At 65.4% G+C, this 14,715-nt stretch carries 14 protein-coding genes; 10 read left to right on the top strand and 4 right to left on the bottom strand.

What is annotated here, in order from left to right; translation table 11 throughout:
* Window positions 1-41: 41 nt before the first annotated feature.
* From ACYQOP_RS07295 to ACYQOP_RS07265, 7 genes are all read left to right on the top strand, one after another.
* Entirely contained in the window at window positions 42-527 is a 486-nt protein-coding gene (locus ACYQOP_RS07295) for a DUF4112 domain-containing protein (RefSeq protein WP_461221895.1), read from the top strand.
* A 25-nt stretch (window positions 528-552) separates the two neighbouring features.
* Window positions 553-1,728 (top strand): ABC transporter permease, encoded by a 1,176-nt coding sequence (locus ACYQOP_RS07290; RefSeq protein WP_461221894.1) that lies wholly within the window; start codon window positions 553-555, stop codon window positions 1,726-1,728.
* A gap of 183 nt (window positions 1,729-1,911) precedes the next feature.
* Window positions 1,912-3,132 carry a Gfo/Idh/MocA family protein gene (locus ACYQOP_RS07285; RefSeq protein WP_461221893.1) on the top strand — a complete coding sequence of 407 codons (1,221 nt, stop codon included), beginning with the start codon at window positions 1,912-1,914 and terminating at the stop codon, window positions 3,130-3,132.
* Window positions 3,133-3,255: 123 nt separating this feature from the next.
* Entirely contained in the window at window positions 3,256-4,539 is a 1,284-nt protein-coding gene (locus ACYQOP_RS07280) for a cation:proton antiporter (protein WP_056422631.1), read from the top strand.
* A gap of 276 nt (window positions 4,540-4,815) precedes the next feature.
* Window positions 4,816-5,025: a cold-shock protein gene (locus ACYQOP_RS07275; RefSeq protein ID WP_056423281.1), complete on the top strand. Its 210-nt coding sequence runs from the start codon at window positions 4,816-4,818 to the stop codon at window positions 5,023-5,025.
* Between the two features lie 176 nt (window positions 5,026-5,201).
* Window positions 5,202-5,564: a DUF6481 family protein gene (locus ACYQOP_RS07270; RefSeq protein ID WP_280136526.1), complete on the top strand. Its 363-nt coding sequence runs from the start codon at window positions 5,202-5,204 to the stop codon at window positions 5,562-5,564.
* Between the two features lie 357 nt (window positions 5,565-5,921).
* Complete coding sequence (locus ACYQOP_RS07265) at window positions 5,922-6,119, top strand: hypothetical protein (RefSeq protein ID WP_056422637.1); 198 nt, start codon at window positions 5,922-5,924, stop codon at window positions 6,117-6,119.
* Window positions 6,120-6,221: 102 nt separating this feature from the next.
* On the opposite strand, the gene ACYQOP_RS07260 is transcribed toward ACYQOP_RS07265, so the two are convergent.
* Both ACYQOP_RS07260 and ACYQOP_RS07255 read right to left on the bottom strand, forming a co-directional pair.
* Window positions 6,222-6,758, bottom strand: coding sequence for a Dps family protein (locus tag ACYQOP_RS07260; RefSeq protein WP_056422641.1), 537 nt, complete (start codon window positions 6,756-6,758; stop codon window positions 6,222-6,224).
* Between the two features lie 202 nt (window positions 6,759-6,960).
* Window positions 6,961-7,896 carry a L,D-transpeptidase gene (locus tag ACYQOP_RS07255; RefSeq protein WP_056422644.1) on the bottom strand — a complete coding sequence of 312 codons (936 nt, stop codon included), beginning with the start codon at window positions 7,894-7,896 and terminating at the stop codon, window positions 6,961-6,963.
* Between the two features lie 297 nt (window positions 7,897-8,193).
* Between ACYQOP_RS07255 and ACYQOP_RS07250 the strand changes: the two genes are divergently transcribed.
* From ACYQOP_RS07250 to ACYQOP_RS07240, 3 genes are all read left to right on the top strand, one after another.
* Window positions 8,194-8,586, top strand: coding sequence for a hypothetical protein (locus tag ACYQOP_RS07250; RefSeq protein WP_461221892.1), 393 nt, complete (start codon window positions 8,194-8,196; stop codon window positions 8,584-8,586).
* 109 nt (window positions 8,587-8,695) lie between these two features.
* Window positions 8,696-9,922 (top strand): exonuclease SbcCD subunit D, encoded by a 1,227-nt coding sequence (locus tag ACYQOP_RS07245; protein ID WP_461221890.1) that lies wholly within the window; start codon window positions 8,696-8,698, stop codon window positions 9,920-9,922.
* Window positions 9,923-10,167: 245 nt separating this feature from the next.
* A complete protein-coding gene (locus ACYQOP_RS07240) occupies window positions 10,168-11,148 on the top strand; it encodes a catalase family peroxidase (protein WP_461221889.1) in 981 nt (326 codons plus the stop codon).
* A 72-nt stretch (window positions 11,149-11,220) separates the two neighbouring features.
* Here ACYQOP_RS07240 and ACYQOP_RS07235 read toward each other — a convergent pair whose 3' ends face one another.
* Complete coding sequence (locus ACYQOP_RS07235; RefSeq protein ID WP_461221888.1) at window positions 11,221-12,621, bottom strand: calcium-binding protein; 1,401 nt, start codon at window positions 12,619-12,621, stop codon at window positions 11,221-11,223.
* Window positions 12,622-12,977: 356 nt separating this feature from the next.
* Window positions 12,978-14,384, bottom strand: coding sequence for a calcium-binding protein (locus tag ACYQOP_RS07230; protein WP_461221886.1), 1,407 nt, complete (start codon window positions 14,382-14,384; stop codon window positions 12,978-12,980).
* Window positions 14,385-14,715: the final 331 nt, after the last annotated feature.

Genomic DNA, 14,715 nt, shown 5'->3' with positions numbered 1-14,715 from the left:
CCTGCATCATGACCACGACGCGCATCCCCCGGAGCCCCGCCATGGCCTTCAACGACGCCGTCTTCGCCACTCGCGAATTGCCCAACGGCGCCTTCGGCCGGCGCGATGGGACCGCCACACGCTTCCGCGCCGAGCCCGACAGCCGGGAGGCCTCGCTGCTGCGGCTGGAGCAGTTCGCCCACATCATGGACTCGGCGTTCGTGATCCCCGGCATCAACCGGCGGGTGGGGCTCGACGCCGTGGTCGGCCTCGTTCCGATCATCGGCGATGCGGCGGGCATGCTGCTCGCCTCCTACATCGTCTACGAGGCACGCCGCCTCGGAGCCCCGAAATGGCTGCTCGCCCGGATGGCCATGAACGTGGCCTTCGACGGGGTGATCGGCGCCGTGCCGCTCGCCGGCGACATCTTCGATGCCGCGTTCAAGGCCAATCGTCGCAACGTGCGCCTGCTGCGCCGCCACCTCGAGAAGACCGGCGGCCTGCGCCCCAACGAGATCGAGGGAACGGCCGTCCGTCTCGACGGCTGACGCACAATCCAATAGGGGCGGTCTCATGAACGAGATCGCCCGCCCCGCGGAAGCCGTCCCCGTTGCCGCCCCGCCTCCCCTCGTGCCGACGGCACGGGGGCTGTCGCCGCTGAACCGGCGGCGGCTCTCGAATTTCCGGCGCAACCGGCTCGGCTTCTGGTCGTTCGTGATCTTCGTCGGCCTGTTCACCTTGAGCCTGTTCGCCGAATTCATCGCCAACGACCGGCCCCTTGTGGTCTCGTACAAGGGCGAGATCCTGTTTCCCGTCCTGATCGATTATCCGGACGAGAAGTTCGGCGGGTTCTATGCGCGGCCGAACTACCGCTCGGCGGAGACGCGGAAAGAGATCGCCGATCACGGCTGGGCGGTCTGGCCGCCGATCCCCTATTCCTACGACACGATCATCGACGGGCTGCCGACCCCCTCGCCCTCGCCGCCCACCTGGATGCTCACGGACGAGCAATGCCAGGCGGCTGCGAAGCAGAATGGCGCGGAGACCACGGGCCGGGAGGGGTGCAAGGGCCTGGAGATGCACTGGCTCGGCACCGACAACACCACCCGCGACGTGCTGGCCCGCGTCATCTACGGATTTCGCATCTCGGTGCTGTTCGGGCTCATCCTGGCCATCGTCTCCTCGGTGATCGGCGTGATCGCCGGGGCGGTGCAGGGTTATTTCGGCGGCTGGGTCGATCTGTCCCTGCAACGCTTCATCGAGGTCTGGAGCGGCATCCCGACCCTCTACCTCATCATCATCATCTCGGCCTTCATCGCGCCGGGCTTCTTCGTGCTGCTGGGCATCCTGCTGCTGTTCTCCTGGGTGGCCCTGGTCGGCGTGGTGCGCGCCGAGTTCCTGCGAGCGCGCAATTTCGAATATGTCCGCGCCGCCCGTGCGCTCGGCCTCTCCAACATTCGCATCATGAGCCGGCACCTCCTGCCCAACGCCATGGTCGCGACGCTGACCTTCATGCCGTTCATCCTCAACGGCTCGATCGGCACGCTGACCTCCCTCGACTTCCTCGGCTTCGGCCTGCCGCCCGGCTCGGCCTCCCTCGGTGAGTTGCTGGCGCAGGGCAAGGACAACATCCAGGCCCCCTGGCTCGGGCTGACCGGCTTCTTCGTGGTGGCGGTGATGCTGAGCCTGCTCATCTTCGCCGGCGAAGCCGTGCGCGACGCTTTCGACCCCCGCAAGACGTTCAAGTAACAACCACGTCCCAGTAAAAACCGCCTGTCGCGCGAGACCCGCCGGGGTGGGTCTCGCGTTTTAATCCGCCCCGCGCGCCTCCACCGCAGGTTCCGATGGAATCCGATTGGAGCGTCATGCGTTGTCAGGGGCGGCTTCCTCGATCCGGCCGCGAGATTTAATCCTCATGGATCCGGAGATACGATGTCCGACGCCTCGCATACGACGCCGTCCCGCCGCCTCTTCATGGCCGGCAGCCTCGCCGGAATCGGCGGTGTACTGGCTTCCGAGCGCGCCGCCTCGCAGGCGATCCCAACCACCCCCACCGGCCGGCCCGAGCCCAAGCTCGACCAGCCGCCGCCCCTGCCGCGCGACAAGCATCTCGGCTGGGCCGTGGTCGGCCTCGGCGATTTCACCCAGGCCCAGGTTCTGCCCGCTCTGGAACGAGCCCGTCGCTCGAAGACCGTCGCCCTCGTCTCGGGCAATCCGGACAAGGCCAAGGCCGTCGCGGCCCGCTACGGCGTCGAGGCCGGGGGGATCTACGATTACGGCACGATGGGAAAGATGGCCGACAACAAGGACATTGCGGCCGTCTACATCGTGACGCCGAACTCCACCCATGCCGACCTGACCATCAAGGCGCTGGAGGCGGGCAAGCACGTTCTCTGCGAAAAGCCGATGGCCACCAATTCCGCCGATTGCCAGCGGATGATCGACGCCGCCAAGGCCGCCGACCGCCGCCTGATGATCGCCTACCGGGTCCATTGGGAGCCGCATAACCTGCGCGCCAAGGCGATGATGGACAAGGGCGAGTTCGGCGACGTCCGCTTCGCCTCCTCCGACCACCACCGCCCCCTGGAGCCGTCGCGGCCGCGCGACCAGTGGCGCATGCTGAAGGCCGTGGCCGGCGGCGGCTCCCTCGTGGATATCGGCATCTACGGCCTCAACGGCCTGCAATGGTTCTTCGGCGAGAGCCCGTCCTCGGTCTCGGCCTCGATGCACTCGCCGGAAGGCGATCCGCGTTTCGGGCAGGTCGAGGACGTGTTCACGGCGCAGCTGGTCTTTCCCTCGGGCCGGCGCGCCACGGTGTCGTCGGGCTACAGCTCCGACAAGAAGCGGATCGACATCTGGGGCGAGAAGGGCGTGGCGACCCTCGATCCCGGCACCGCCTACCAGGGCAACCGGCTCGTCGTCAGCGACGCCAAGCGGGCCGACGAAGTGCTGACGGCAGAAGGCGATGCCGTGCAATTCACCGGCGAGATCGACCACCTCTCGCAGATCGTCGCCGAGGGCGGAGAGCTGCGGACGCCGGGCGAGATGGGCCTGCGCGACGTCCGCCTGATCGAGGCGCTCTACCGGGCGGCGGAGACGCGCCAATGGGTCGATCTCAACCCCGACATGACGATGCGGTCGGGCACGCGCTGAGGATGGATCGGGAGCGGCCCGCAACGGCGTCGCTCCCATACGACATGCTGACGGTGAACAATCGGTCTTGCGTATGGGTCGTGGTGATTCCGGCGAAGAGCGTACAGGGACGAATCGCGGGTTATGGACGCCTATGTCATCATGCTCGGGGGCTTTGGCGCCCTCGTGCTCCTCACCGCCTGGCTGCCGATGGTGCTTCGGCAGCTGCCGCTGTCGCTGCCGATCTGCTGCGTCGCGATCGGGGCCGGCCTCTCGCTGATCCCCGGAATCGCCGACTTCTCCCCCCGGCCCCAGCAGCATCTGCGCCTGATCGAGAAGGTCAGCGAATTCGTCGTCATCATCTCGCTGATGGGGGCCGGGCTGAAGCTCGACCGCAGGGTCGGCTGGAAAAGCTGGATGGTGACATGGCGCCTCCTCGCCTTCGCCATGCCGCTGACGATCCTGATCCTCGGGTTCCTGGCCTCGCATCTCCTCGCCCTCGGCCTCGCCTCGTCCCTCCTGATCGCCGCCGCCCTCGCGCCGACCGATCCGGTCCTCGCCTCCGAGGTCCAGGTCGGCCCGCCGTCACAGGGCGTCGAGGACGATATGCGGTTCGGCCTCACCTCCGAGGCCGGGCTCAATGACGGGCTCGCCTTCCCGTTCGTTCACCTCGCCATCGCCCTCGTGGCCGCGAACGGCCTGAGCGCCGCCGGGTGGACCGAATGGGTCGGCGTGTCGCTGGTGTGGAAGATCCTGGCCGGCGTCGCGCTGGGTGCCGCGATCGGACGGGGCTTCGGCTGGCTGACCTTCCATCTGCCGAACCGGGCACGGCTCTCGCGGACGGGCGACGGTTTCGTCGCCCTCGGCATCACCTGCCTGACCTATGCCGCCGTCGAGGCCGTGCATGGCTACGGCTTCATCGGCGTCTTCGTCGCGGCATTGGCCATGCGCTGGTCCGACCACGGCCACGATTACCATCACGCATTGCACGGGTCGGCCGAAGCGTTCGAGCGCCTGACGATGATGATCCTTCTCGTCGGCTTCGGACTTGCCATCGGCGGCGGACTCCTGCGCGACCTCACCTGGGCGGGCGTCGCCTTCGCGCTTCTGGTCATCTTCGTGGTCCGGCCGCTCTGCGGCTGGATCAGCCTCCTCGGGCACGATCAGCCCGCGGCCGAACGGGCGGTGATCAGCATCTTCGGGATCAGGGGGCTCGGCACGATCTACTATCTCGCCTACGCCTCCGGCCATGCGGCCTTCGAGGGGGCGAGCCTGCTCTGGAGCACGGCGGGATTGACCATCCTGCTCTCCATCGTCCTGCACGGGATAAGCGTCTCGCCGATCCTCGGCTTTCTCGACCGCCGCAGCGGGCGCGATACCGAGAGCGCCCAGATGGACCTGCCGCTGGGCTCCTCCCCGGCCGAATGAGACCTCTCGGCAGAGCGAAATCGGCGCCCGTATTGACTGGGCACCGGCGGAAATTTCCCTCCATGCTCGAAAATAAAACCCAAGTTTTTCATGGCATTTGCTAAATCCCGCCATTGAGAGTACATAACAGAGATCGAAGCGTGATCAGATTTTCATCTGTGTGAGCCAGAGAGCTTTCGCAGAGCGGAAGTCGGGTGCGAATCGAGACAACGGAGAAGGCCGTACATCTTCGTGCGGACCTCCGAACTATGATGCCCGCAAGGGCGAAGGATTATGATGGCTGTCGGTACTGTTAAGTGGTTCAACGAGCAAAAGGGCTTCGGCTTCATCCAGCCGGATAACGGCGGCAACGATGTGTTCGTGCACATCTCCGCTGTCGAGCGCGCAGGAATGCGTGGTCTCGCCGAAGGCCAGAAGGTCTCCTACGAAATGGAAACCGACAAGCGCAGCGGCAAGCAGTCCGCCGGCAATCTCCAGGCCGCCTGAACCATATCGCATATGGGCCATGTGAGGCTCCTACGAGAGCCTGACATTGGACAAGGAGCCGCTCTCCATTGGAGAGCGGCTTCCTGCGTTTTTATCCATCTCCCGACCGGTTCGGTTCGGAGCCTCGTCCACTGTCCCGCGGTCGTTCCCGGCCGCTTCCCAGACCAGGATTCTGTGTGAGCCAATTCAACGAAAACTCCATGACCGACCGCCTCAAGGCTTCGCAAGAAGCCCGTCAGGCCGCCCTGGCGCGTTTCCGCGACCGGCCGGCCGCTGACGATCCGACGGTTCTCGCCCGCAAGGCCGAGCGTGAGGCCATTGCCCGTGAGCGCGAGATCCGCGTCGCCGCCCGTGAGGCCGAGCGCGCCGCCGCCGCCGCCCAGGCTGTCGCCGAGGCCGAGGCCGAGCGTGAGCGCCAGGCCATCGAAGCGGCCCGCGTCGCCGAAGAGAAGATCGCCCTCGCCGCCGCCGCTCGCATCGAGCAGAAGCAGCAGCGCGATGCCCGCTACGCCGCCCGCAAGGCGAAGGCGCGCAAGTAAGGCATTCGCCTCCGAAGCCTCCGGCCTCGCGGCGGATTCCGCCCTGCGAGAGCCGATGTTTCGGAACGAACTACCGGACGGCTTTACCGAACATGACGTTCGATGATGGCGCTGTCCGGCTGCGATGTCGTGGCCGCTCCGGCATGATCGGGGCAGCGACGGTCAATGGGTTGGCTCGGTCCTTCGTGTGGGTTCGAGCGCAGGGTGGCATCTCCGGACGGGGTTGCCGCCCATCTCGTCCTTTTCCGCAAGGCAGGCCGATGTTCGGTCCTGTGCCTTCCGGCAAGGCGACGCGCGACCACGAATACCCGTCCGAGGACGCAGAACCGTTTGCGTCCGCTCAGAAAGGCATATCTCATGGCCCATAAATTCAAGCTCGGGCAGCGCGTGCGCCGCGAGCGCATCGGCTATGCCGATCTCAAGGCCGATCCGACCGACGTGTTCGAGATCGTCCGCCTCGTTCCCGAGGACCAGACCGGCGAGCCGTTCTACCGGATCAAGGCCGGCGGAGCCGAGCGCGCCGTCCGCGAAGGCGAGATCACCCTCGCCTTGTGAGGCTGTCGCCGCTCCGGCCACCTGCTGGAGACAATCGGAAAAAGGCCCCGCATCCTTCGATGCGGGGCCTTTTTTCATGTCTCGATACGGAGAAATTAGGGCTTAGTGGCCGCCCTCGGTGGCATTGCGGGTCGCCTCGTAGAGGAACCATGTCCGCTCTTCGGACTGGTTGATCCACTCTTCCAGCAGGCTGGTGGTGGAGACGTCCTTGGCCTCGTCCGTCACCTCGTGGAGCTCACGCATGTTGGCGGTGAGAGTCTTGTTGTCGTCGCGCAGCTCGGCCAGCATTTCGAGGGGGCTGACATACTCGGCGTCGTTGTCCTCGACGCGGGACAGCCGCGAGGCCTGACCGAGCGACCGCAGGGTCGTGCCGCCGATCTTGCGGGCGCGCTCTCCGACGTCGTCGATGATGGCGAAGATCTGCTGCGACTGCTCGTCGAGCATCAGGTGATAGTCGCGAAAGTTCGGGCCGCTCACGTGCCAGTGGAAGTTCTTCGTCTTCACGTACAAGGCGAAGAGGTCCGACAGCAGCACGGTCAGGCCCTCGGCGATCTTCTTCGTCGCCTCGGGGGCGAGATCGGTCGGGGTGTTCAGGCGATCCCCATCGACACGCGTACGCCCGCTCAAACTCTTTGCCATGACGTCATAACTCCGGTTGAATTCCGATCGTGGGCGGCGCTCAGCGCACACCCTGTGACGGGAAGAAGCCAGAGAGGCGAGGGAAGTTCCGATTCCCGGGCCGCAGCACGGTGACGCTCGCGCTGTCGTGACACTCATACGGCCCCGAATGCCGGCGCTGGGGTGTAATCCGGCGGGCGGCGCCCGCCGGCAACGACCGGATTCAGGTCAGCACGACGACCCGCGTGCCGATCTCGACGCGGCCGTAGAGGTCGATCACGTCCTGGTTGATCATGCGGATGCAGCCGGACGAGACGCTGAGACCGATGGATTCGGGCTCCAGGGTGCCGTGGATCCGGTAGAGCGTGTCCTTGTTGTCCTGCCAGAGGTAATGCGCCCGTGCGCCGAGCGGATTGCGGGAGCCGCCGGGCACGCCGAGGCCGCTCTGGAGCTGGGTCACCGACCGGGCGAGCTTGGGCGTCCGCGCGATCATCTCCTTGGGCGGATACCAATCCGGCCACATCTGCTTGGAATTCACCGTCGAGACACCGGACCAGGAGAAGCCCTGCTTGCCGACGCCGACGCCGTAGCGTCGCGCCCGCCCGTTGGGCTGGACCAGGGTGAGGTGGTGCGCGCGCGGATCGACCACGATGGTGCCCGGAGGCTCCGCGCCCGTATAGGCGATCTCCTGGCGAAGGAAGTTCGGGTTCGCTTTGCGCCAGTTGAAGGCATGGACCGGGAAAGGCTCGTCGGTGATCGCCGCATAGGCCCGAGCGTAGTCGATCGGCCCATTGTCCACCGGACGCGAGACGGGGTTGCCCTGGTTCGCCGGCGGCTGCTCGGCACGGCGGCGGGCGTTCGGATCGGCATAGGGATCAGAATCGGGGTCGTCCTCGAAACGCGGTGCGGTGGCGCGCTCACGATAGGGCTCGTAGCGACCGCCACGGCGGCGATAGAGCCGTCCGGCCTCGTCCCGGTAGAGACGGTCGTCGTCATAGGGGCCGTATCCGTCGTCGGATTCGATGGCGAGGCGGCCACGGACCTGGGCCAGAGCGGCGAGCGGTGAACCGGCCAGGACCAGGGTCGCGCCGGCGCCGCTCAGCAGGGTCCGCCGGCTGAAGGGAAGAGTGGGACGCTCGATGAGGGGGCGTTCGGACATGAGGTACTCAAAGATGGGCCGCTCGCCAGGGCGCGAGGACTAAAGCCAAGATTGGGCGGTGACTTAGCAAGACCAGGGGCCGCCGTCACGCCGGGCCGTCGCTCATCAGCATTGCGGTACGATCGGACCGGCGGCACGGTCCGGGAAGGGAGAATCCACCGACCTTTCATCATGCCGCGAGAATATGCGGGAGATGTCCGATTTCATCGATCCTTGCGATTGCAAAAATATCCATCCGCATCGACATAAGGCGCTGCATTTCAACACCATCACATCTTTGGAAGACGGACGAATCCTGTGCCGATCTCTTCTTTCGCACGCCTCGGCGCGTCGGTCCTGACGCTCGCCTTCGGGCTGACACTCGCGGGGGAGAACCCAGCTTTCGCGGGTCCGAAGCCCGCCCTCTCGTCGACGGCGGCCAAGGCCGTCGACTCCGCCAAGGCCGGAGCCTCCCGGACGAAAACCGCCAAAAGATCGCGGACGGTGAAGGCCAACACGGTGAAGACGAAGGCTGCGCCCGTCGCCACCGGATCCGTCGCCAAGGAGGCCGCCGAGACCACCTCGACGGAGGCACCCGGCGTCACCTGGACCTCGGCCGAGCCGGACGAACTCCGCTGCGGTCGCAGCCGCCGCAAGCTGTGGCAGGCGGGCGAAGGCTGGGTGGTCAAGAACGTGACGGTCTGCCGTTAAGCGTCTTTGCGACAAGCCGAGGCGGGCCGCCGGGTAGGACCGGTGGCGGCGGCGCGCTACAAGCCTCCTCGCCGCACAGACGATGTCCGGGCGAGTTGGAGGCGATGACGTGATCCGCGTGCTGCATACGGGCGACTGGCATATCGGGCAGTCACTGCGCGGCTATTCGCGCACCCACGAGCATGCGAGGGCGCTGGCCCATCTCGAAGCCATCGTCGTCGGCCACGAGGTCGACGCCCTCGTGGTGGCGGGCGACGTCTACGACAGCCAGAACCCGTCGGGCGAGGCGCAGGCTTTGCTCTACGAGGTGCTGGTGCGCCTGCACCGGGCGCGCCCTTCCATGACCATCGTCCTCACCGCCGGCAATCACGACGCGGCCGGGCGCCTCGAAGCGCCGAGCCCGATCCTCGAGGCCATCGGGGTTCGGGTCATCGGCAATGTCCGCCGCCGCGACGGCGCCCTGTCCATCGAGCGTCATCTCGTGCCGATCTTCAGGAACGGCGATGTGGCGGCGCAGATCCTGGCCGTGTCCTATCCCACCGCCGCCTGCCTGCCGCAGATGCGCCGGGAGGAGGGCTCCCCCATCGTCCGGGCCGTGCGGGCCCTCTACGCCCAGGTGATGGAGGCGGCGGCCCCGCATCTCTCCGGCCTGCCGCTTCTCCTCACCGGGCATCTGCACGTGGCCGGGGGAACCGAATCGGAGGGGGCCGAGCGCCGCATCCTGGTCGGAGGCGAACATGCCGTGCCGCCCGACGTGTTCCCGGTGGAGGCCGATTACGTGGCGCTGGGCCATCTCCACAAGGCCCAGACCATCGGCGGCGGAATGGTGCGGTATTCCGGCTCGCTGATCCCGCTCTCGGCCACCGAGCAGCCCTACGCGCATGGGGTCAGCCTCGTCACCCTCGGCGACGGACCGGCCCGGGTGGAACACATCCCGATCCCGCGCCCGGTTCCGTTCCTGCGCCTGCCGCCGCGCGGCGACATGCGGCTCTCCGAACTCGGCGACCATCTCAAGGCGCTGGGCCTCGACCCGGCCCTGCCGATGGAGGAGCGGCCCTATATCCAGGTCCGGCTGGCCCGCGAGGGGCTGGGGCCGGGCCACCGCGCGGAGGTGGACCGGATCGCCGAAGGCTTCCCCGTCCGCATCGTCGATACCCGCGTGACGGCAGCGGCCGATCCGGTCGCGGAGGCCGTCGACGCGGCGCCGCTGGTGCGCCTGTCCGAGCGCGACCCGGAAGACCTCTTCCGCCTCGCCTTCGCGCGCGTTCGGGGCACCCCGCCGGAGCCGGCGCATCTGGAGGTGTTCCACCGGGTCCGGGCCGAGGCCGAGGCCTGAATTCGTCAGCTGTTTGATCGGATTGATCGGCTAATGCCCATGGCAAGGTCGATCATCCAAGCCGAGCGCCTCAGGATGAGGTGAAGCCTTGGACAAACACCTTAAACAGGCTCTCGGGGGGTCGGTCCCGACGAACCGGTCCTTGTCACGCCGCCGTTACCCTGTACATATTATAATTCGATTGTGCGCCATCGAGTTTTGCCGGCCTATGCCGATGCGAGCCGGGCGACGGGGGAAACAGCGCCATGAAATCTACGATCGTCGCCACCGGCTGCGCCATGGCGCTCGCCCTCGCCTCTCCGGTTCAAGCCGAGGAGGCGGATGCCGCCGCCATCGTCAACGGCCAGTTCGTGGCCGGTGGCAACAAGCCCGGCGTGCGGGCCAGCGGCGCCAAGGGCGTCTGCCTCACCGGGCAGTTCACGCCCTCGGCCGAGGCTGCGGGGCTGTCCAAGGCACCGCATTTCGCCAAGACTGTGCCGGTGACGGCGCGCTTCTCCATGGGCGGCAGCAACCCGGGCATCTCGGACAAGGCCAAGCCGGTGACGCGGGGCTTCGCCATGCGCCTGCGCGACCCGGCGGGCGACCTCGTCCTCGTCATCATTTCCGCGCCGGTCTTCTCGGCCCGCACGCCCCAGCAGCTGTTCGATTTCGTCTCGGTCCGCGCGCCCGGCCCCGACGGCAAACCCGATGCCGAGAAGGTCAAGGCTTTCGCCGCCGCCCATCCGGAGACCACGAAACAGGCGGCCTGGCTCAATGCGCGCCCGGTTCCGGCGAGCTATGCCGGCGTCGATTACTGGGGCGTCCATGCCTATACGCTGACGAACGCCAAGGGCGAGGCGCAGGTGGTGAAGCTGAAGACCGTCGCGGATGCGGGACAGCTCGGCCTGAGCGAAGACGACCTCAAGGCCAAGCCCGACAGCTTCTATGCCAATGAGTTGAAGGATCGCCTCGCCAAGGGGCCGGCCACCTTCTCCCTGGTGGCGATCCACGGCGAGGCCGGCGACCCCACCGCCGACCCGACCGCCCTGTGGCCCGAAGACAGCCGCAAGAGCACGACGCTCGGCACCCTCGCGATCACGGCTCTCGAGCCCGCCGCCACCTGCGACGCGGCCACGTTCGATCCGGTGGTGGACCTCCCCGCCGGCATCGCCGGCCCGGCTGACGACCCGATGTTCGCGATCCGCTCGCCGGCCTATGCGGTGTCGTTGTCGCGCCGCGCCCAATAGAGAGACGCTCGACCCGCCTGCCCGGTCGCGAGGGGATCACGCGACCGGGCAGGCCGGAGGACGGCGCGGACGTCAGAAGATGAAGCTGCCTTCCGTCACGGAATCGGCCGTGACGCCGAGCAGGATGATCTTGTTCGAGGCTCCGGTGTCACCCGTGAAGGTGATGATCGTGTTGGCCTCGCCGTGGAACGATCCGATCTTCACGTCATCCATGCTGCCCGTGATGACACCGATGTGAAGCACATCCTCGGTCACATCGAACTTGCGGATGACATCGCGGCCATCGCCCGAGACGAACTCGAAGGTGTCGGCGCCCGCGCCGCCGAAGAGGGAATCGCCGCCCTTGCCGCCGGTGATGTAGTCGCTGCCCTTTCCAGCCACGATGCGGTCGGCGCCGTCCGTGCCGGTGATCGTGGAGCCGCCAACGGCCAGGCTCTGCGAATAGATCTTCGCACCGATATCGACGCCCGTCATGCTGAGGGCCGCCCCATCGCGGACATAGACCTTCTCTATGCTGGCCAAGCCGGTGAACGAAGCGTCGGTCAGGGCGACGGCACTGCCTTTGTTTACGAAGAGCAGGTCCGTCCCCTCGCCACCATCCACCATCATGGGCGAACTGCTGATGACGAGGCGATCGTTGCCATCCCGACCGTACAATTCGTCGGAACCGCCATTGCCGTTCAGGGTATTGGCGTCGCCGTTTCCGGACAGGACGTCATCGGTCGTGCTGCCGAGGATGCTTTCGAACCCCCATTGGTCATCCCCCTCCGCGTCGCCACCGGATCCAATTCTTTGCTCAAGATCGATGGTCACGCCTGTTTCGGAATGCGCGTAGCTCAACGTATCGATGCCGCCGCCGCCGGTGAGATAGTCGGCACCATCGCCGCCTTCGATGACATTGTTCGCCGAGTCGCCGTCAATGGTGTCTCCATACTGCGAGCCGCGAATGTTGGCGATGTTCGAGAATGTATCCGCGACGATGGTCCCTAGGCCATCGTTGGCTGTGCCGCGTGCCATGTCGATGCCCAGACCATACGAATCACCGAAACTGGGCGCATCGAAATGCTCATAGCTCAGCGTGTTCGTGCCGGCTCCGCCGTCGAAGGTGTTGGCGCCGCGACCGCCCTCCAGGGTATCGTTGCCGCCGCCGCCGTTCAGGACGTCGTCGCCATCGCCCGTGCGGAACACATCCCCGAAATCCCCGCCGGTGACCCGCGTGATTTTATCGAAGTCGCTGGAATCGCCGTAGAGGCCAGCCATCTGGGTCGTCAGTTGGAAGATCTGGTCCTCATATTCAATCCCCGGCCCATCCAAGAAGTATACAAGAGAAGTTCCAGAATCTTCATATCCATCAATCACGGAACCAGGGCCGAAATCGAGCGTCCTGGCCTCCGTGTTGATTAATGATTGATATCCAATATTGAAATTTTCGGGATCGTAGTTGCCGTTCAACGTATAACGAAATTGAGCCATCTTGATCACCCACAGAACAGGTTCGCGCTAAAACCGCTCTGCTTCGATATGACTCTACCATTTAAAATACAGTTATGGCTTTATCTGGAAAAAGCTGGATAAAGCCCTTCCGAGCCAAAAGCTGCCCCCCTTGCGGGCGGGTGACGAGCGGCGCCACCCTCGCGCCGGGCCGCACCGAAGGGGGGGGCGAGGGCAGGATGCCGTCCTCAGCCCCGGCCGGAGGCGACCGTGTCCTCGATGCGGCCGGCCAGCACCCGCATGCCAAAGGACCGTTGCCGACGACAGTGCTCGGCATAGGCGATAGCCCGGTCGCGCTGGGATCACGCGACCGGGCAGGCTGGATGACGGTTCGGGCGTCAGAGGATGAAGCTACCCTCCGACAGGGTACCGAACGCGACGTCGATCAAGATGATCTTGTCGGTCGGTCCGGATTCGCGGGTCAGGGTGATGAGCGTGCTGTCGCCGCCTTGGAACGACCGGACGTCCAGGCCATCCGTGTCGCCGTCGAGGCTACTGAGGTCGATCTTGTCGTTGATCGCGTCGAACTTGCGGATGACGTCGCGGCCATCGCCCGCGGCGAAGACGAAGGTGTCGGCGCCCGCGCCGCCGAAGAGGGCATCGCCACCCTGACCGCCGGTGATGTCGTCGCCGCCCTTTCCGGCCACGATGCGGTCGGCTCCGTCCGTGCCGGTGATCGTGGAGCCGCCATCGGCCAGGCTCTGCGAATAGATCTTCGTGCCGACATCGACACCCAACATGCTGAGGGTTGCCCCGTCGCGGACATAGACCTTCTCGATGCTGGCCAAGCCGGTGAACGAGACGTCGGTGAGCTCGACGGTGCTGTCCTTGAGAATGAAGAGCAGGTCCGTTCCCTCGTCGCCCTGCACCTTCGCGGGCGAGCTGCTGAGGACGAGGCGATCGTCGCCACGCCGGCCATACAATTCGTCGGAACCGCCATTGCCGTTCAGCGTGTTGGCGTCGCCGTTTCCGTAAAGCACATCATTGGACGTACTGCCGAGGATGTTCTCGAACAATTCGTATGTATCTCCCTCCGCGTCACCGCCGAAGCCGTCACCTTCTCGGAGATCAACAATCACGCCAGCACTCGAATGTTTGAAGCTCAACGTATCGATACCATTGCCACCGATCATATCGTCTACGCCTGCACCGCCTTCGATGACGTTGTTTGCCGCGTCGCCTTCAATGGTGTCGGCATAGTGCGTGCCGCGAATGTTAGAAATATTCGAGAATGTATCCAAGACGATGCTGTCAGTGCCATCGCTGGCTGTGCCGCTCACCATGTCGATGCCCACACCATACGAATCGTCGAAACTGGGCGCATCGAAATGCTCGTAGCTCAGCGTGTTCGTACCCGTGCCGCCATCGAAGGTGTTTCTGCCGCGACCGCCCTCCAGCACATCGTTGCCGCCGCCGCCATTCAGGGCGTCGTCGCCGTCGCCGTCGCCGGTGCGAAACATATCCCCGAAATTTCCGCCAGTGATCCGCGTGACGTAATCGAAGTCGCTGGAATCGCCATAGAGACCGGCAGACCGGGTCGTCAGGTTGAAGGGAAGGGCATGCGCTACTAATTCCGGGCCATCGACCAAGTATATAAATTCGTCTCCAAAAAAATCATACCCTTGCACTGCCGATCCAGGACCAAAGTCGAGCGTCCTAGCTTCCGTGGTGATTGGCTGTTGATATTTTAACTCGGATTTTTCGAAGTCGTAATTGCCGTTCGACGTATAACGAAATTGAGCCATCCTGAATCCCCACAGAACAGATTCGTGCTAAACCCGCTATTATTCAATACGACACACCTATTTAAAATACAAACATGGCCTTGTCTGAAGATAGCCGGATAAAGTCTTTTCGAGCCAAAGACTTTCCTCCCTGCGGGCGGGTGACGAGCGGCGCTACCCTCGCGCCGGGCTGCATCGAAGGGGGCGAGGGCCGGATGCCGTCCTTAAGCCCCGCCCGGAGGCGATCATGTCCTCAATGCGGCCGGCCGGCACCCGCATGCCAGAGGACCGTTGCCGACCACGGTGCTCGGCATAGACGATTGCCCGGTCGCGCTGCTGGGATCGCGCGACC

Source organism: Methylobacterium sp. CM6247, from assembly GCF_054817925.1.
Note: the sequence above shows the minus strand (reverse complement) of the source record. Positions and strands in the feature narration are given on the sequence as shown.